At 70.4% G+C, this 18,511-nt stretch carries 14 protein-coding genes and 1 riboswitch; of the genes, 5 read left to right on the top strand and 9 right to left on the bottom strand.

Annotated elements, in window-relative coordinates; genetic code table 11:
* Positions 1 to 66: 66 nt before the first annotated feature.
* The 6 genes from ACY0MJ_RS18045 to ACY0MJ_RS18020 form a co-directional block, all read right to left on the bottom strand.
* On the bottom strand, positions 67 to 1,773 hold the full coding sequence (locus ACY0MJ_RS18045) for a response regulator (protein WP_462639919.1): 1,707 nt from the start codon (positions 1,771 to 1,773) through the stop codon (positions 67 to 69).
* 7 nt (positions 1,774 to 1,780) lie between these two features.
* Positions 1,781 to 8,785 carry a HAMP domain-containing protein gene (locus ACY0MJ_RS18040; protein ID WP_462639961.1) on the bottom strand — a complete coding sequence of 2,335 codons (7,005 nt, stop codon included), beginning with the start codon at positions 8,783 to 8,785 and terminating at the stop codon, positions 1,781 to 1,783.
* 354 nt (positions 8,786 to 9,139) lie between these two features.
* Positions 9,140 to 9,682 carry a GAF domain-containing protein gene (locus ACY0MJ_RS18035; RefSeq protein ID WP_462639918.1) on the bottom strand — a complete coding sequence of 181 codons (543 nt, stop codon included), beginning with the start codon at positions 9,680 to 9,682 and terminating at the stop codon, positions 9,140 to 9,142.
* A gap of 113 nt (positions 9,683 to 9,795) precedes the next feature.
* The gene (locus ACY0MJ_RS18030) at positions 9,796 to 10,155 is read right to left on the bottom strand and encodes a DUF4148 domain-containing protein (protein ID WP_462639917.1); all 360 of its coding nucleotides are present in this window, start codon (positions 10,153 to 10,155) and stop codon (positions 9,796 to 9,798) included.
* Between the two features lie 173 nt (positions 10,156 to 10,328).
* Positions 10,329 to 12,437, bottom strand: coding sequence for a xanthine dehydrogenase family protein molybdopterin-binding subunit (locus ACY0MJ_RS18025; protein WP_462639916.1), 2,109 nt, complete (start codon positions 12,435 to 12,437; stop codon positions 10,329 to 10,331).
* Positions 12,434 to 12,910, bottom strand: coding sequence for a (2Fe-2S)-binding protein (locus tag ACY0MJ_RS18020; RefSeq protein ID WP_462639915.1), 477 nt, complete (start codon positions 12,908 to 12,910; stop codon positions 12,434 to 12,436). The genes ACY0MJ_RS18025 and ACY0MJ_RS18020 overlap by 4 nt, the downstream gene beginning before the upstream one ends.
* A 90-nt stretch (positions 12,911 to 13,000) precedes the next feature.
* Positions 13,001 to 13,111, top strand: a riboswitch (TPP riboswitch).
* Positions 13,112 to 13,151: 40 nt separating this feature from the next.
* Between ACY0MJ_RS18020 and ACY0MJ_RS18015 the strand changes: the two genes are divergently transcribed.
* From ACY0MJ_RS18015 to xth, 4 genes are read left to right on the top strand one after another with little or no spacing between them, the layout of a single operon-like run.
* The gene (locus ACY0MJ_RS18015; RefSeq protein WP_462639914.1) at positions 13,152 to 14,201 is read left to right on the top strand and encodes an FAD-dependent oxidoreductase; all 1,050 of its coding nucleotides are present in this window, start codon (positions 13,152 to 13,154) and stop codon (positions 14,199 to 14,201) included.
* 18 nt (positions 14,202 to 14,219) lie between these two features.
* Positions 14,220 to 14,426, top strand: coding sequence for a sulfur carrier protein ThiS (gene thiS, locus ACY0MJ_RS18010; RefSeq protein ID WP_462639913.1), 207 nt, complete (start codon positions 14,220 to 14,222; stop codon positions 14,424 to 14,426).
* A gap of 2 nt (positions 14,427 to 14,428) precedes the next feature.
* Positions 14,429 to 15,205, top strand: coding sequence for a thiazole synthase (locus ACY0MJ_RS18005; protein WP_462639912.1), 777 nt, complete (start codon positions 14,429 to 14,431; stop codon positions 15,203 to 15,205).
* Between the two features lie 4 nt (positions 15,206 to 15,209).
* A complete protein-coding gene (gene xth, locus ACY0MJ_RS18000) occupies positions 15,210 to 15,980 on the top strand; it encodes an exodeoxyribonuclease III (protein ID WP_462639911.1) in 771 nt (256 codons plus the stop codon).
* Here xth and ACY0MJ_RS17995 read toward each other — a convergent pair.
* Positions 15,964 to 16,365: a PAS domain S-box protein gene (locus tag ACY0MJ_RS17995; protein WP_462639910.1), complete on the bottom strand. Its 402-nt coding sequence runs from the start codon at positions 16,363 to 16,365 to the stop codon at positions 15,964 to 15,966. The genes xth and ACY0MJ_RS17995 overlap by 17 nt on opposite strands.
* 30 nt (positions 16,366 to 16,395) lie before the next feature.
* Between ACY0MJ_RS17995 and ACY0MJ_RS17990 the strand changes: the two genes are divergently transcribed.
* Positions 16,396 to 16,692 carry a hypothetical protein gene (locus ACY0MJ_RS17990; protein WP_462639909.1) on the top strand — a complete coding sequence of 99 codons (297 nt, stop codon included), beginning with the start codon at positions 16,396 to 16,398 and terminating at the stop codon, positions 16,690 to 16,692.
* Between the two features lie 3 nt (positions 16,693 to 16,695).
* On the opposite strand, the gene hemW is transcribed toward ACY0MJ_RS17990, so the two are convergent.
* Entirely contained in the window at positions 16,696 to 17,961 is a 1,266-nt protein-coding gene (hemW, locus tag ACY0MJ_RS17985; RefSeq protein ID WP_462639908.1) for a radical SAM family heme chaperone HemW, read from the bottom strand.
* Positions 17,958 to 18,503: a non-canonical purine NTP pyrophosphatase gene (locus tag ACY0MJ_RS17980; protein WP_462639960.1), complete on the bottom strand. Its 546-nt coding sequence runs from the start codon at positions 18,501 to 18,503 to the stop codon at positions 17,958 to 17,960. The genes hemW and ACY0MJ_RS17980 overlap by 4 nt, the downstream gene beginning before the upstream one ends.
* Positions 18,504 to 18,511 lie beyond the last annotated feature (8 nt).

Below are 18,511 nucleotides of genomic sequence, written 5' to 3'. Positions count from 1 at the left end.
CGCGCTGGGGACGCGGCCTAGGGGAATTGTCGGGCGCGGGGGCGCGGCTGGCGTAAACCGCAAGGGTTACACGGCGCCCTCACCCCGGCGCTCTCCCGCGAGCGGGAGAGGGAGGGCGCTGGTGCATTGCTCCAGGAGTTGCAGCAGCGCCTGCACGTCCACCGGCTTCACGAGGTGGTGGTCGAAGCCGGCTTCCTGGCCGGCAGCGACGTCCTGCGGCTGGCCCCAGCCGGTGACGGCCACCAGCTTGCGCTGCGCGCCGCCGGCTTGCGCGCGGATGGTCCGGCACGCCTCGTAGCCGTTGAGGCCGGGCATGCCGATGTCCAGCAGCAGCACCTGCGGATCGAACGCGGCGCAGGCCTCCACCGTCGCGGCGCCGTCGTGCACGCGCTGCACGGTGTGGCCCAGCCGCTCGAGCAGCATGGCGAGCGTCTCGGCCGCGTCGCGGTTGTCGTCGGCCACGAGGATGCGCAGGCCGCCCGTGCCCGGCACCGGCGCGGGCGCCGCCCTGGAAGCAGCGGCCGTTTCCAGCGTCGCCGCGGCCACCGGCAGGCGCACCGTGAACAGGCTGCCCTTGCCGGGGCCTTCGCTGCTGGCGGTGATGCTGCCGCCGTGCAGCTCCACCAGCTTGCGCGTGATCGACAGGCCGATGCCCAGGCCGCCGCGTGCCCGCGCGATCGCCGGCTCCTCCTGCGCGAACATCTCGAACACCTGCTCCAGCCGGTGCGGCTGGATGCCGATGCCGTCGTCGCGGAAGGACACCACGGCCATGCCGCCGTCGGCGACCACGCGCACCTCGATCTGGCCGCCCGGGTCGGTGTACTTCGCCGCGTTGCTCAGGATGTTCATGAAGGCCTGCGCCAGCCGCGCGCGGTCCGCGTGCAGCGCGAGCTTGCCCGGCGGGTGCTGCACGACGAGCTTGTGCCCGGCGCCGTCGATCTGCGGCTGGATCGTCTCCACCGCGTCGGCCAGCACCTCGTCCAGCGCCACCAGCTGCCGCTGCAGCTCGATGCGGCCCTGGTCGATGCGGCTCACGTCCATCAGGTCGTCGATCAGCCGGCCCATCGCGCTCACCTGCCGGTCGATGACGTCGGTGGCCCACTGCACGTCGGGTGTCGCCGGCCCGCGCAGCTTCATGAAGTGGATGGCGTTGCGCACCGGCGCGAGCGGGTTGCGCAGCTCGTGCGCCAGCGTCGCCAGGAATTCGTCCTTGCGCCGGTTCGCGTCGCGCAGGCGTCCCTCGCTCGCCTGCAGCGCCTCGGTGCGCTCGGCGACACGCTGGTCCAGCGAGCGGTTCAGTTCGGCGAGGCGCTCCTCCGCGCGGCGCCGCTCCGCGACTTCGGCCATCAGCAGCCGGTTGGCCCGCTCCAGCTCGCGGCCCTTGCGGTGCAGCTCGGCGAACACCGCCACCTTGGAGCGCAGCACCGCAGGATTCACCGGCTTGTGCAGGTAGTCCACGGCGCCGGAGCCGTAGCCCTCCAGCACGTGCTGGGCCTCGTTGTAGTAGGCCGTGAGGAAGATGATGGGGATGCGCGCCGTCTTGCGCCGCTGCTTCACCAGCTGCGCGAGCTCGAAGCCGGTCATGCCCGGCATCTGCACGTCCAGCACCAGCAGCGCGAACTCGTCGGCCATCAGCGCCAGCAGGGCGTCCTCGCCGGAGGTCGCGCGCACGAGGCGGTACGACGGGTCGTCGAGCACCGACTCCAGCACCGCGAGGTTGCGCGGCTCGTCGTCCACCAGCAGGACGTTGACGGTTTCCTTCAGGCCGGTCATGGTCACCTCAGCGGAACAGCCACACACGCATCAGCGACAGCAGCTGGTCGGTGTTGACCGGCTTGGAGATGTAGTCGCTCGCCCCCGCCTCCAGGCATTTCTCGCGGTCGCCCTTCATGGCCTTGGCGGTGAGCGCCAGGATCGGCAACGTGCGGAAGGCCGGGTCGCGCCGGATCTCGCGCATGGTCTCGTAGCCGTCCATCTCCGGCATCATGATGTCCATCAGCACCATCTCCAGGTCCGGCGTCTTCTTCAGGATGTCTATCGCCTGGCGGCCGTTGGTGGCGCTGACCACCTCCACGTCGTGGTTCTCCAGCACGGAGGTCAGCGCGAAGATGTTGCGCGCATCGTCGTCGACCACCAGCACCTTGCGTCCGTGCAGCACCTCCGAGGAGTTGTGCAGCCGCTCCAGCATCGCCTGCTTCTCCGGCGGCAGCTGCGTCACCACGCGGTGCAGGAACAGCGCCGTCTCGTCCAGCAGCCGCTCGGGCGAGCGCACGTCCTTCAGCACGATGCTCTTGGCCATGGTGTTCAGCCGCGCCTGTTCGTCGGGGCTCAGGTCCTTGCCGGTGAACACCACCACCGGCACGCCGGCCAGCGCCTGGTCGGAGCGCACCTGCTCCAGCAGCTCGAAGCCCGTCATGTCCGGCAGGCGCAGGTCCAGCACCACGCAGTCGAAGGGCTGCTTGCGCATGGCGGCGAGCGCCGCGTCGCCGCTGCCCGCCGTGGCGATGTCGATGTCGTCGTAGCCCAGGAGCTCAACGACGGCGTCGCGCTCCACCTCGTCGTCCTCCACGACCAGCAGGCGCCGGGTGCGCGGCTGCGTGAATTCCTTCAGGCGGTCGAAGGCGAGCTCGAGGCCCGCGGTGGTGGGCTCCTTCAGCAGGTAGTTGAAGGCGCCGTGCGACAGGCCGTGCTGGCGCTCCTCCTCCAGCGTGACGATCTGCACCGGGATGTGGCGCAGCGCCGGGTCCAGCTTCAGCTGGTTCAGCACGGTCCACCCCAGCATGTCGGGCAGGAAGATGTCGAGCGAGATCGCCGAGGGCCGGAACTCGCGGGCCAGCGACAGGCCCACGGCGCCCTTGGTGGCGACCAGGCCCTTGAAGCCCTTGTCGCGCGCCAGCCCCAGCAGGATGCGCGCGTAGTGCGGGTCGTCCTCGATCACCAGCAGCACCGGGTCGCCGGGCTGGATGCTCTCGCGGTCGTCGGCGATGTGCTCCTCGCGCGCGACCGGCAGCGTGATCACCGTGGTCTCGGGCGCCTTGCCCTTGCGCGTGGTCACCGTCGCCGCGTCGGGGCCGGCGTAGTGCAGCGGCAGGTACAGCGTGAAGGTGCTGCCCTGGCCGTGCACGCTGTGCAGCTTGATCTCGCCGCCCAGCAGCATCGCGAGCTCGCGGCTGATCGCCAGGCCCAGGCCGGTGCCGCCGTACTTGCGCGAGGTGCCGGCGTCGGCCTGCTGGAAGGCCTCGAAGATCAGGCGCTGCTTGTCCGGCGGCACGCCGATGCCGGTGTCCTCCACCGAGAAGGCGATCACCTGCTGCGCCTGGGCGAGCACCGGGTGGTCGGGCGACCAGCCGGCGTCGGCGAGGGCCACGCGCACTTCCACGTGGCCGTGCGCGGTGAACTTCACCGCGTTGGACAGCAGGTTCTTCAGGATCTGCTGCAGCCGCTTGGGATCGCTCTCCATCGTGCGCGGCAGGTCGTCGGCGAAGCGCAGGTGCAGCGGCAGGTTCTTCTGCTCCGCGACGTGGCGGAAGTTGCGGTCCAGGCTGTCGCGCAGGCCGGCGAAGGGGATCTCCTCGATGTCCACCGTGACCGTGCCCGACTCGATCTTGGACAGGTCCAGGATGTCGTTGATCAGGTTCAGCAGGTCGCTGCCCGAGGAGTTGATGTTGCGCGAGAACTCCACCTGCTTGGGGCTGAGGTTGCCGGCGGCGTTCTCGGCCAGCTGCTGCGACAGGATCAGGATGGAGTTGAGCGGCGTGCGCAGCTCGTGCGACATGTTCGCCAGGAACTCGGACTTGTACTTGGAGGTGAGCGCGAGTTCCGACGCCTTTTCCTCCAGCGCGCGCCGCGCCTGCTCCACTTCCGCGTTCTTGCGCTCGACCTCGGCGTTCTGCTCGGCGAGCAGCCGCGCCTTGGTGCCCAGCTCCTCGTTGGTCTGCTGCAGCTCCGCCTGGCGCGACTGCAGTTCGGCCGTGAGCTGCTGCGACTGCTTCAGCAGGCCCTCGGTGCGCATGGTCGCCTCGATGGTATTGAACACCGCGCCGATGCCGAGCGCGAGCTGGTCGAGGAAGTTCAGGTTGACCGGCGTGAAGGGCTGCAGCGAGGCGAGCTCGATCACCGCCTTGGTCTGGTTCTCGTACAGCACCGGCAGCACGATCACGCTCAGCTGGCGCGCCTCGCCCAGGCTGGAGCCGATGCGCACGTAGTCGGCCGGGACGTCGGTCAGCAGGATGCGGCGGTTCTGCAGGGCGCACTCGCCGACCAGGCCCTCGCCCAGGCGCAGCGTTTCGGACAGCTGCACGCTGCCGGACTGCGCGTAGGTGGCCAGCAGCTCCAGCTCGCCGTCGTCCTGTTCGGCCGGGTTGCTGTGGTAGATGCTGCCCTGGTGCGCGTTCACCAGCGGCGCCAGCTCGGACAGCAGCATCTTGCCCACGGTGTTCAGGTCGCGCTGCCCCTGCAGCATGCCGGTGAAGCGCGCCAGGTTGGTCTTGAGCCAGTCCTGCTCGCGGTTGCGTTCCGTGGTCTCCCGCAGGTTGGAGATCATGGTGTTGATGTTGTCCTTGAGCTCGGACACCTCGCCCTTGGCGTCCACCTGGATGGAGCGCGTGAGGTCGCCCTTGGTCACGGCCGTCGCCACTTCCGCGATCGCGCGCACCTGGGTCGTGAGGTTGGCCGCCAGCAGGTTCACGTTGCCCGTCAGGTCCTTCCAGGTGCCGGCCGCGCCCGGCACGTTGGCCTGGCCGCCCAGGCGCCCGTCCACGCCCACCTCGCGCGCCACGTTGGTCACCTGGTCGGCGAAGGTCGCGAGCGTGTCGGTCATGCCGTTGATGGTGTCGGCCAGCGCCGCCACCTCGCCTTTCGCCTGCACCGTGAGACGCTGCGTGAGGTTCCCGTTGGCCACGGCCGTCACGACCTTCACGATGCCGCGCACCTGCTCGGTCAGGTTGGACGCCATGAAGTTGACGTTGTCGGTCAGGTCCTTCCAGGTGCCGCCCACGCCGGTCACCTGCGCCTGGCCGCCCAGCTTGCCCTCGGTGCCCACCTCGCGGGCCACGCGCGTCACCTCGTTGGCGAAGGAGTTGAGCTGGTCGACCATCGTGTTGATCGTGTTCTTCAGCTCCAGGATCTCGCCCTTCACGTCCACCGTGATCTTGCGGTTCAGGTCGCCGCGCGCCACGGCCGTCGTCACCTCGGCGATGTTGCGCACCTGCGAGGTGAGGTTGGCGCCCATGGTGTTGACCGAGTCGGTCAGGTCCTTCCAGGTGCCGGCCACGCCCGGCACCACGGCCTGCACGCCGAGGCGGCCCTCGGTGCCCACCTCGCGCGCCACGCGCGTCACCTCGGAGGCGAAGGAGCGCAGCTGCTCCACCATCGTGTTGATCGTTTCCTTCAGCTGCAGGATCTCGCCGCGGACGTCCACGGTGATCTTCTTGGACAGGTCGCCGTTGGCCACGGCGATCGTCACCTCGGCGATGTTGCGCACCTGGTTGGTCAGGTTCGACGCCATCGAGTTGACGTTGTCGGTGAGGTCCTTCCAGGTGCCCGCCACCCCCGGCACCGTGGCCTGGCCGCCCAGCTTGCCTTCCGAACCCACTTCGCGCGCCACGCGCGTCACTTCGGAGGCGAAGGCGGAGAGCTGGTCGACCATCGTGTTGATGGTTTCCTTCAGCTGCAGGATCTCGCCTTTCACGTCCACCGTGATCTTGCGGCCCAGGTCGCCGCGGGCGATGGCGGTCGCCACGTCGGCGATGTTGCGCACCTGCCCCGTGAGGTTGTTGGCCATGGAGTTGACGTTGTCCGTCAGGTCCTTCCACGTGCCCGCGACGCCCGGCACCTGCGCCTGGCCGCCCAGCTTGCCTTCGGTGCCCACCTCGCGCGCCACCCGCGACACTTCGGCCGCGAAGGCGTTGAGCTGGTCCACCATGGTGTTGATGGTTTCCTTCAGCTCCAGGATCTCGCCGCGCACGTCCACGGTGATCTTCTTGGACAGGTCGCCGTTGGCCACGGCGATCGTCACCTCCGCGATGTTGCGCACCTGGTCCGTGAGGTTGGACGCCATCGAGTTGACGTTGTCCGTCAGGTCCTTCCAGGTGCCGGCCACGCCTTCCACCGCGGCCTGGCCACCCAGCTTGCCCTCGGTGCCCACCTCGCGCGCGACGCGCGACACCTCGCCGGCGAAGGCGTTCAGCTGGTCGACCATGGTGTTGATCGTCTGCTTCAGCTGCAGGATCTCGCCGCGCACGTCCACCGTGATCTTCTTGGAGAGGTCGCCGCGCGCGATGGCCGTCGCCACGTCGGCGATGTTGCGCACCTGCGCCGTGAGGTTGGACGCCATGAAGTTCACGGAGTCCGTCAGGTCCTTCCAGGTGCCGGCGACGCCCGGCACCTGCGCCTGGCCACCGAGCTTGCCTTCGGTGCCCACCTCCCGCGCGACGCGCGTGACCTCCGAAGCGAAGCCGTTGAGCTGGTCCACCATCGTGTTGATCGTGTTCTTCAGCTCCAGGATCTCGCCCTTCACCTCCACGGTGATCTTGCGCGAGAGGTCGCCGCGGGCCACGGCCGTCGTCACTTCCGCGATGTTGCGGACCTGGCCGGTCAGGTTGTTGGCCATGGAGTTGACGTTGTCGGTCAGGTCCTTCCAGGTGCCCGCGACGCCGCGCACCTGGGCCTGGCCGCCCAGCTTGCCCTCCGTGCCCACTTCGCGGGCCACGCGCGTCACTTCCGAGGCGAAGCCATTGAGCTGGTCGACCATCGTGTTGAGGGTGTTCTTCAGCTCCAGGATCTCGCCTTTCACGTCGACGGTGATCTTCTTGGAGAGGTCGCCGTTGGCCACCGCCGTCGCCACGTCCGCGATGTTGCGGACCTGCGCCGTCAGGTTGTTGGCCATGGAGTTGACGTTGTCGGTGAGGTCCTTCCAGGTCCCCGCGACGCCGGGCACCTGCGCCTGGCCACCGAGCTTGCCTTCGGTGCCCACCTCGCGCGCCACGCGCGACACCTCGCCGGCGAAGCCGTTGAGCTGGTCCACCATCGTATTGATCGTGTTCTTCAGCTCCAGGATCTCGCCGCGCACATCCACGGTGATCTTCTTGGAGAGGTCGCCGCGCGCCACGGCCGTCGTCACTTCCGCGATGTTGCGCACCTGGTCGGTCAGGTTGGACGCCATCGAGTTGACGTTGTCGGTGAGGTCCTTCCAGGTGCCCGCGACGCCTGGCACCTGGGCCTGGCCACCGAGCTTGCCTTCGGTGCCCACCTCGCGCGCCACGCGCGTCACTTCGGAGGCGAAGCCGTTGAGCTGGTCCACCATCGTGTTGATCGTGTTCTTCAGCTCCAGCACCTCGCCCTTCACGTCCACCGTGATCTTCTTGGACAGGTCGCCGTTGGCCACGGCCGTCGTCACTTCCGCGATGTTGCGCACCTGGTCGGTCAGGTTCGACGCCATGAAGTTCACGTTGTCCGTGAGGTCCTTCCAGGTCCCGGCGACGCCGGGCACCTGCGCCTGGCCGCCGAGCTTGCCCTCGGTGCCCACCTCGCGCGCCACGCGCGTCACTTCGGAAGCGAAGCCGTTCAGCTGGTCGACCATCGTGTTGATGGTTTCCTTCAGCGCCAGGATCTCGCCCTTCACCTCCACGGTGATCTTGCGCGAGAGATCGCCCTTGGCGATGGCCGTCGCCACGCCGGCGATGTTGCGCACCTGGCCCGTGAGGTTGGAGGCCATGGAGTTGACCGAGTCGGTCAGGTCCTTCCAGGTGCCGGCGATGCCGGGCACCTGCGCCTGTCCGCCCAGCTTGCCCTCGGTGCCGACCTCGCGCGCCACCCGCGTCACCTCGGAGGAGAAGCCGTTCAGCTGGTCCACCATCGTGTTGATGGTCTCCTTCAGCTCCAGGATCTCCCCCTTCACGTCCACCGTGATCTTGCGCGAGAGGTCGCCGCGCGCCACGGCCGTCGTCACCGTCGCGATGTTGCGCACCTGCGAGGTGAGGTTGTTGGCCATGGAGTTGACCGAGTCGGTCAGGTCCTTCCACGTGCCCGCCACGCCGGGCACCACGGCCTGTCCGCCCAGGCGGCCGTCGGTGCCCACCTCGCGCGCCACCCGCGTCACCTCGGAAGCGAAGGAGCGCAGCTGGTCCACCATGGTGTTGGTGGCTTCCTTCAGCTGCAGGATCTCGCCGCGCACGTCCACCGTGATCTTCTTGGACAGGTCGCCGTTGGCCACCGCGATCGTCACTTCCGCGATGTTGCGCACCTGCGCCGTCAGGTTGCCGGCCATCTGGTTCACCGAGTCGGTGAGGTCCTTCCACACGCCCGACACGCCCTTCACCTTGGCCTGGCCGCCCAGCTTGCCCTCGGTGCCCACCTCGCGCGCCACGCGCGTCACTTCGGAAGTGAACACCGACAGCTGCTCGATCATCGTGTTCACCAGCTTGGCCGAGCGCAGGAACTCACCCTTCAGCGCGCGGCCGTCGACCTCCAGGTCCATCGGCTGGCCGAGGTCGCCCTTCGCGACGGCGCCGATGGTGCGCGCGATGTCGGTGGTCGGCCGCACGAGGTCGTCGATCAGCGTGTTGAGCGAGTCGACCTGCGCGGCCCAACTGCCCATCGCCCCCGGCGCCGAAATGCGCTGCGACAGGCGCCCTTCCTTGCCGACCGTGTTGGACAGGCGCGCCGCCTGCGTCGTGATGCGGTCGGCGTTGGCGATGCTCTGGTTGAAGGCTTCGGCGATGCGCCCGTCCACCCCCGACCAGTCGGCCGGCAGCCGCACCGTGAAGTCGCCGCCGGCGAAAGCCATCAGCGCGGCGAGCACCTGCCGCGAACGCGCTTCCGCCGCTTCGCCCGGCAAGGTCTGGATGGGGGGAATGGCGACGGCGGCCTGCTTGTGCGAGGCTCCGCGCAGGGAGGGCTTGCCGCCCTTTTTCTTCGGCTGGGCGGCAGTGAGAGCCTGGTCCATGGGGTCTCCCGGGCGCCTCGTTCCGAGGCTTGCTTCACGCCCGGCCTGAACCGAAAAGTTCGACTTCGGGCGGCGCAAGTGTCGACGTGTTTTTCCGGCCTCGTCGTAGGACGACGCCGACACGCGATGACGGATGAGCTGCACGCCCTGGCGCGCGCAGAGAAGAAGACACGGCGCCGTGGCGCCGCGCCCACGCTAGGCAGCGGACGCGAGCAGTTCAGCCGCGAGCGACTCGGCGACGTCCGGAAGGTGGCGGTCGCCGCGCCGTTCCAGCAGCACGTTGGCGAGCTGGCGGCAGTAGCGCTCCAGCGACTGGAGTTCCAGCGTGGAAGGCACGAAGCGGTTGGCGAAGTGCACGGACACGACGCCGATGCAGGCGCCGGCGTTCGCCACGAGGGGACACGCGAGCACCGAGCGGAAGGGCACCGAACGCGCGATCTCGCGGAAAGGACGGAAGGCCTCGTCCTTCTCCACGTCGGCCACGAACACCGTCTTCAGCCCGAGGGCGGCGCGACCGCAGACCGAGCCCTTGTCCACGGGCAGGCGCTCGAAGGCGCGCAGGAAGTGCGGCGGCAAGCCCGACTGCTGCACGATCGCGAGCCGTCCCGCGGTGTCGAGGAGCTGGATGTGGCCGCGTTCCGCGCCATGCAGGGCCACCACGTCGGCCAGCGCCACCTGCAAACTTTCGTGCAGGTCGCGCGCCGCACTGAGGCGCTGGAGCATGGGCTTGACGAGCATGGCGCGCGATTCTAGGGTGCTCGCGGTGGCATGCCAACGGAAAAGCGCCGCGATGCGGCGCTTTTTTCGGGTGTCCCCTCCTCCTCATCCAGGGGCCCTCCCGTGCCGGACGCTCATTCGGAGATGAGGATCGCCTCGGCCATCTGCGTGTCGAGCGTCGCCGGCGCCGTGATCCGCGCCAGGTACATCGAGCCGCTGTCCTCGCCCGTCAGCGCGGCGACGCTGGCGCGCGTGGCCAGGTACTCGAGCGTGACCTGCTCGCGCGTGCGGTCGCTGCGGAATCCGGCGAGCTGGTCGTACTCGTCGGCCCACGGGTTCACGCCGCCGTGGCGGAACTGCTGCATCTCGCCGATCACTTCGGCGCGGCTGCGCGTGGAGGTGAAGGGCGTGGGGTCGATGGTGATGTCGTCGGCGAAGGCCGGGCTGGCGGCAGCGGCGGCGGCGACGAGGGCGAGAGCGAAATGGCGGTTCATGATGGTTCCTCCGGGTGTTGAGCTGGCCGGCGGCGGCCCCTGCCGCCTTCCGGTCCCGCCGGTGGCGGGTCCTTCCCGCCACCGACGCGAGGAACAATAGGTGAGCCTTCGCTTCGTTTGATCTGCCGATCGGGTGGGGCTCGCGTGCGCGTGCGATGCGCCGCGCGATCATGCTATGCCGCGAGCAGCGCGCGCCGCACGCGCTCGGCCGTGAAGGGCAGTTCGCGCACCCGCACGCCGATCGCCTGCGCGAGCGCGTTGCCGATGGCAGCGGCGAGCGGGCCGTGCGTGGGCTCGCCGGCACCCAGCGATTTCTCCTGCGGCCGGTCGATCAGCGCGACCTCCACGGCCGGCACTTCGGAGAAACGCAGGATGGGATAGTTCGCCCAGGTGTCGCTGGTCACGCGCGCGCGGTCGAACTGCACGGCTTCCTTCAGGCACCAGCTCACCGTCTGGATGGCGCCGCCTTCGATCTGGTTCACGACGCCGTCGGCCTGCACCACGCGGCCGACGTCGACGGCGAGCCACACGCGCTTCACGCGCACCGCGTGCTGCGCCTCGACCTGCGCGACCGCCGCGCACCACGCGCCGTTGACCTTGTAGCGCGCGAAGGCGATGCCGAAGCCCTCGCCTTCGCGCGGCGTGCGGCCGCGCCAGCCGCTCATCTCCGCGACCTTCTCCAGCACGTCGCGGCTGCGCGGGTCGCCCAGGTGGCGCAGGCGGTAGTCCAGTGGATCGACGCCGAGCGCGACGGCGATCTCGTCGACGAGCCCTTCGGCCGCGAACACGTTGCAGTGCGCGCCCAGCGAGCGCAGCGACGACGTGCGCAGCGGCATGGCGAGCAGGCGGTGGTTGACGATCCTGCGCTGGGGAAAGTCGTAGGTCGGCACGGCATTGCGCTCGGCGCCGCCGCCCGTGGCCACCGGCACGTTGATGGACACCTGCGGCGCGAAGCCGAGCAGCGGCGCCGCGTGGAACACGGGCACGGCCATGCGGCCGGGACGCAGGCTGTGGCCGTTGGACCAGGTCTCGTGCTCCCACTCCACGATGCGGCCGTCGGGCGCGACGCCGGCACGCACGTCCACGGCCATCGCCGCGCCGAAGGGCGCGCAGGAGAGTTCGTCCTCGCGCGTCCAAAGCACGCGGACGGGATGGCCCGGCAAGGCGTGCGCGAGCAGGGCCGCATCGACCGCCGCATCGTCGGCGCCGTTGTGGCCGTAGCAGCCGGCGCCGGGCACGTGCGTCACGGTGATCGCGTCGGCGGAGAGATCCAGCAGCACGGCGAGGTCCTTGCGCAGCGGATACACGCCTTGCGCATGCGTCCATACCTCCAGCCTGCCGCCGTCGAAGCGGGCGATGCCGCAGGACGGGGCGATGGACGCGTGCGCGATGTAGGGACGCGCATAGCTCGCGCCGAAGCGCCGCACCGCGGCGGGCGCCTTCGCGTCGCGCTGCTCGTCGACGATGCTGGTCTCGGCCGGCTGCGCGCGCAGGAAGGCGGGCAGGTCGTCCACGTCGGGCAGCGATGCCGTTTCGCGCCAGCGCGCCACCGCCTTCAGCTTGCGCAGCGCGCGCACCGCGCTGTCCTCGCTTTGCGCGACGACAGCGAGGAAGCTGCGCAGGCGGACCACGCGCACCACGCCGGGCAGCGCCTCGACGGCGGCCGCGTCGACCTCCAGCAGCTCCGCGCCGGGCGAGGGCGGATGCGCCATGCGCGCGTGCAGCAGGCCCGGCAGCTCCATGTCGTGGAGGAAGGCCGGCCGGCCCAGGACCTTCGCGGCGAGGTCTTCCCTCTGCAGCTGCGCCTCGGCCTGCGCGCGCGGCGGCTTGGGCCGGGCCCGGCCGGAAGCGGCGACCTCCAGCAAGGCGGGATCGGCCAGCTCCCAGTAGCTGCTCGCCACGTCCGGCGCGCCGCGCACGCGGATGGCGCCGTCGGCGATCTCCAGGTCGGCGACGGCCACTTCCAGCCGCTGCGCCGCCGCGCGCAGGTAGATGTCGCGTGCTTCCGCGCAGGCCTGGCGCAGGGCGCTGCCGGAATCCTGGATCGACAGGCTGCCGGACGTGAAGCCTTCGTCGGGCGATGCCGCCGTGCTCGCGGGGACCATGGTGATGCGCGCCGGCGCGACGTCCAACTCCTCCGCCGCGATGGCGGCCAGCGCGGTCACGATGCCCTGCCCCAGTTCCACCTTGCCGCTGCGCACCTCCACGCGGCCCGCGGGCAGGATGGACAGCCACTGCGACAGCTTCGGGTTGGCCTGCAGGCTCTTCGGAAGATCGCTCATCGCGCGCTCCCCGCTTCCGCGGCGCGCAGCACCGCGCGCACGATGCGGTTGTGCGCGCCGCAGCGGCACAGGTGGCCGTCGAGCGCCTCGCGCACGCGCGCTTCGCTCGGGTGCGGTTCGCGTTCGAGCAGCGCCGTCGCCGTGGCCAGGATGCCGGAGAGGCAGTAGCCGCACTGGCCGGCCTGCTCCTCGATGAAGGCCTGCTGCAGCGCGCTCGGCCGGCCGGGCCCGCCCAGCCCTTCCACGGTGACGATGGATTTGCCCTGCGCCGCGGCCACGGGCGTGTCGCACGCCGGCGTGGAGACGCCATCGAGCAGCACGTGGCAGGCGCCGCATTCACCGCTGCCGCAGCCGAAGCGCGTGGCCTTGAGCCCGCAGGCGTTGCGCAGCACGTCCAGCAGGGGCGTGTTCTCCCCGGCCTGCACGGCACGCTCGGTGCCGTTCACGCGCAGGCGGAAGGTCGTCATCTCCATGAGGCTGTCTCCTGCGGCCCGTGTGCCCGGGCTCGTGCGGGCCAGTCTAAGCCATGCGCCCGCGCGGGCGGTCCCCGCGGGCTATACTTGGCGCTCGCTCCGGGGTGCGAGCGGCCTGCCGGCCGGTCGCTGAGATGGCAACACCAAACCCGTGAACTTGAACCGGTTCGTACCGGCGTAAGGAGAGCCGCATGCAGCATCTTCCCCTCCCCGCTTTCCCGCCCTCCCGGGCCCGCCCGCGATGAAGATTGCCATCGCCGGCGCCGGCCTGCTGGGCCGCCTCCTCGCCTTCCACCTCTCCCGCACCGGGCACGAAGTGCACGTGTTCGACCCGGCCGCGCACGCCGAGGCGCGCGGCGCCGCCGGCTGGACGGCCGCGGGCATGCTGAGCCCCGTGGCGGAGCTGGAATGCGCGGACGAAGGCGTGTTCCGGCTGGGCTTGCGGAGCATGGAACTGTGGCCGCAGGTGCTGGGGCAGCTCGCGCTGCCGGTGGAGTGCGCGTTCGACGGGAGCCTGCTGCTGGCGCATCGCGGGGACGAAGGGGCGGCCCGGCGCGTGATCGAGTTGTTGCACGCGAAGATGGCCGACGGTGGGGTTCGCTCCGCTCACCGCCACCCTACGGATCTCGTCCCTCGATCGCTTCCCGCTGAAACCCTGCGCGAGCTCGAACCCGCCGTCCGCGGGCCGGCCCACGCCTGGCTGCTCCCGCACGAGGGGCGCATCCATACCGTGCAGGCGATGCAGGCGCTGGCGGCGGGCGCGACCGGCGTGCACTGGCATTGGGGCGAAACCGTGGCCTCCGCCGAGCCGGGCGCGCTGCGCACCGCCGGCGGCGAACAGCGCTTCGACCACGTCTTCGACGTGCGCGGCACCGGAGCCCGCCCGCAGCTGCCCGTGCGCGGCGTGCGCGGCGAGATCTTCTGGCTGCAGGCGCCCGGCGTGCCGCTGCGCCGGCCGCTGCGCCTGCTGCACCCGCGCTACCGCGTCTACATCGTGCCGCGCGCGCCCGACATCGTGGTCGTGGGCGCCAGCGAGATCGAGAGCGAGGACCGCTCGCCCGTGTCGCTGCGCACCACGGTCGAACTGCTGGCCGCGGCGCACAGCGTCGTGCCGGAGCTCGCCGAGGCGCGCATCGTGCACAGCGAGACGAACCTGCGCCCGGCCCTGCCGGACAACCTGCCGCTGCTGGAGACGCGCGACGGGCTCACGCGCATCAACGGGCTGTTCCGCCACGGCTGGCTGATCGGGCCGGCGCTGGTGGAGGCCGCCTTGCAGCCCATGGCGAAATGACGAATGACGAATGACGGAATGACCAAGCAGATCACGCTCAATGGCGAGCCGCGCCAGGTGGACGCGGGTGCGACGCTCGCGGACCTCGTCGCGACGCTCGGCCAGCCGCCCGAGGCGCTGGCCACGGCCGTCAACGGCGAGTTCGTGCCGCGCGCGGGCCGCGCCGCTCGCGCTCTGCACGACGGCGACGCCGTCTTCACTTTCCAGCCCATCACGGGAGGTTGAGCATGGGACTGAACATCGGCGAGGTCGAACTCGCCAGCCGCTTCTTCCTCGGCACCGCCGGGTATCCCTCGCCGCAGGTGCTGCAGGAGGCGATCGCCGCTTCCGGCACGCAGGTGGTCACCGTCGGCCTCAAGCGCCAGCTGGCCGCCGCCGGCACGCCCGGCGATTTCTACGGGCTCATCCGCGCGAGCGGCGCCCGCCTGCTGCCCAACACGGCCGGCTGCAAGACGGCGCGCGAAGCCGTCACCCTGGCGCACATGGCGCGCGAGCTGTTCGACACGCGCTGGCTCAAGCTGGAAGTGATCGGCGACGACTACACGCTGCAGCCCGATCTCTTCGAGCTGGTGGAGGCGGCGCGCACGCTGGTGAAGGACGGCTTCGAGGTCTTCCCCTACTGCACCGACGACCTGGTCACCTGCCAGCGCCTGCTGGACGCGGGCTGCCGCATCCTCATGCCCTGGGGCGCGCCGATCGGCTCGGGGCAGGGCCTGCTGAACCCGACGGCGCTGCGCACGCTGCGCGCGCGCCTGCCGGACGCGACGCTGGTCGTCGACGCCGGCATCGGCTCGCCGCAGCACGCCGTCCACGCGATGGAGCTGGGCTTCGACGCCGTGCTGGTGAACTCCGCCGTGTCGCAGTCGCACGACCCGGTGAAGATGGCGCGGGCCTTCCGGCTCGCCGTGGAATCGGGCCGGCTCGCCTACGAGGCCGGCATCATGGCGCGCCAGGAGATGGCCGTGCCGAGCACGCCGGTGACGGGACAGCCCTTCCTGCTGTGAGCGCATGAAGGTCGCGACCTTCAACGTGAACGGCGTCAAGGGGCGCCTGCCCCGGCTGCGCGAATGGCTGGAGGAAACGCGGCCCGACGTCGCCTGCCTGCAGGAGATCAAGACCGGCGACGCCACCTTTCCCGCCCAGGCCTTCGCGGACCTGGGCTACGGCGCCATCTGGCATGGCCAGCGCTCGCACCACGGCGTGGCCATCCTCGCGCGCGGCGCGACGCCGGTGGAAGTGCGGCGCGGCCTGCCCGGCGACGACGACGACGTCGCGACGCGCTGGCTCGAAGCGGACCTGCACGGCCTGCGCATCGTCTCGGTGTACCTGCCCAACGGCAACCCCGTGCCCAGCCCCAACTTCGACTACAAGCAGCGCTGGATGGAGCGGCTGATCGCGCATGCGCGCACGCTCATGGACTCGGGCCTCTCCGTGATCCTGGCCGGCGACTTCAACGTGGTGCCGACCAACGCCGACATCTACAACGCCGGCAGCTGGCGCTTCGACGCGGTGCTGCAGCCCGAGACGCGCGAGAAGTACCAGCGCCTGCTGGCGCAGGGCTGGGTCGACGCCACGCGGCACCTGCATCCGGACGAGCGCATCTACACCTTCTGGGTCAACGAGGGGGCGTTCCGGCGCAACGCCGGCTTCCGCATGGACTTCCTTCTGCTCACGCCCGACCTGGTGCCGCGGCTGCAGGCCACGGGCGTGGACGCGGACCAGCGCGGACGCGAGAAGCCCAGCGACCACGCGCCCGTATGGATCAGGCTTGCCCCTTGACGTGCGCCTCGGTCGCGTCACGCCCTGTCGCGAACACCCCGAGCACCTTCCCCTGCGCATCCCTCAGCAGCCCGAACGAGAAGTCCACGTAGAGCTTGCGCCCCTCCTCCTTGTGCCGCGCCCGCGTGCGCATCACGCGCCCGCCCACGCGCAGCTCGCCCGAGGCGACGGCGCGCGCGAAGCCCGCGTCGTGCGCCGCCTTGAAGCGCTCGGGGATGATGATGTCCAGGCTGCCGCCCAGCGCCTCCTGGGCGGTGAAGCCGAACAGGCGCTCGGCGGCGGCGTTCCACAGGCGGATCGTTCCCTGCACATCGGTGACGATCAGGGCTTCGGGGAGTTGCTGCAGCAGCAGCGCGTGATGGGGAAAATCGGCGGACTGGGGCATCGGCGGTTTCGGCAGGAAGGAATGGCAGGCATGGACGACGACATCGAGGCGCTCCGGCGCGAGGTGCAGCACCTGATCGCGATGCACACCGCGACCTACGTCACGCTCACTTCGCTGGTGGCGACCCACCCGCAGCCGCAGCAGTTCCAGCTGCACCTGGTGACGGCGCTGGAAGGCGTGCTCGGGTCGGAACGATTGGCGAACTGGACGCCGGAACAGAAGCAGATCGTACGCCGGGTCGTGGAAACCTTCCAGAACGTGCGGCCGGCGGAGGCGATGGATCCGTTGAAGGAAGCGTTGGGGGATCGGGATCCGCGGGGGCGGTGAGGGTCACGCGAGGAACAAGGCCTGCAGGTCCGAGAGGAAATCGAAGCCCCGCTCGGTGGGCTTCACCCGCACGTCATCCCGCTCGACGAGGCCTTTCGCCTGCGCTTCCTGCAGCGGCTTCTCGATCGCGCTCGGCGGCAGCCCCGTGCGCGCGACGAAGTCCTGCAGCGCGAAGCCGTCCTTCAGCCGCAGCGCGTTCAGCATGAACTCGAAGGGCAGGTCCGCGCGCGCGACCTCGTCGTCCTGCGCGATCGGCGCGCCGGCGAGCGCCTTCTCCATGTACAGGCGCGGCTCGCGATAGCGCACCTGGCGCACGATGCGGTGCGGGAAACTGAGCTTGCCGTGCGCGCCGGCGCCTATGCCCAGGTAGTCGCCGAAGGACCAGTAGTTCTGGTTGTGGAAGCAGCGGTGCCCCGGCTTGGCATAGGCCGACACCTCGTAGCGCTCCAGGCCCGTCGCGGCCGTCATCTCCGTGATGCGATCGAGCATCGCGTAGGCCAGGTCGTCCGGCGGCGTCACCGGCGGGAACTTCGCGAAATACGTGTTGGGCTCGATGGTCAGGTGGTAGATCGACAGGTGCGGCGGCATCAGCGCCAGCGCCTGCGTCACGTCCTGCTCCAGCTCGGCGAGCGTCTGCCCGGGCAGCGCGTACATCAGGTCGAGGTTGAAGGTCTCGAAGTTCGCGGCGGCCTCCTCGACCGCGGCCACGGCCTGGCGGCTGTCGTGCACGCGGCCCAGCGCGCGCAGCTTGGCATCGTCGAAGCTCTGCACGCCGACGGACAGCCGCGTGACGCCGGCGGCGCGGAAGGCCTTGAAGCGGTCCTTCTCGAAGGTGCCGGGGTTCGCCTCCAGCGTGACCTCCGCGTCGGGCACCAGCTGCACGCGCGCGCGGATGTCCGACAGCAGCCGCGCGATGCCTTCCGGCGAGAACAGGCTGGGCGTGCCGCCGCCGATGAAGACGCTGTGCACCTGCCGGCCCCACACGAGCGGCAGCGCCGACTCGAGGTCGGCGCGCAGCGCGTCGAGATAGCGGGTCTCGGGCAGCTCGTCGCGCCTCATCCATCCGGCGCCGGGCCGCCCCAAGCCGGATGCGCCCCCTTGGGGGGCCGACGCCGAAGGCGTCTTGGGGGCCAGTTCGTGCGAGTTGAAGTCGCAGTAGGGGCACTTCTTCAGGCACCAGGGCAGGTGGACGTACAGCGACAGCGGCGGCAGCGCCTGCAGCTGCAGCAGGCCCGGACGCAGGTAGCGCTGGGCGGCGTCGGCGTTCACAGCCAGCGTTCCCGGATGAGCTGCACCATCTGGCGCGCCGCCTGGCCGCGGTGGCTGTGCGCGTTCTTCACTTCGGCGGGCAGCTCGGCGAACGTCTTGCCCAGGGTCGGGATGAACATCACGGGATCGAAGCCGAAGCCGTTGGCGCCGCGCCGCTCGCGCGCGATCTCGCCGGGCGCGCGGCCCACGGCGATCAGCGGCTCGGGGTCGAAGGGCGCGCGCACCGCGACGAGCGTGCTGACGAGGGCGGCGCGGCGGTTGTCCACGTCGCGCATCTGTTCCAGCAGGGCCGTCACGTTGTTGTCGTCGCCCTTGGGCAGGCCGAACTGCGTCGCGTAGTAGGCGGTGTCCACGCCGGGCAGGCCGCCGAAGGCGTCGACGCACAGCCCCGCGTCGTCCGCCATCGCCGGCAGGCCGGTGTGCTGCGCCGCGTTGCGCGCCTTGGCCAGCGCGTTCTCCACGAAGGTGCGGTGCGGCTCCTCCGCTTCGGGCACGCCCAGCGCGCCCTGGCGCACCAGCGCGATGCCCAGCGGCGCGAACATCTGCTGCA

The sequence above is a fragment of the Ramlibacter sp. bp-362 genome (assembly GCF_054956735.1).
The sequence above is the reverse complement of the archived record's forward strand: the minus strand, read 5'-3'. Positions and strand labels throughout refer to the sequence as shown.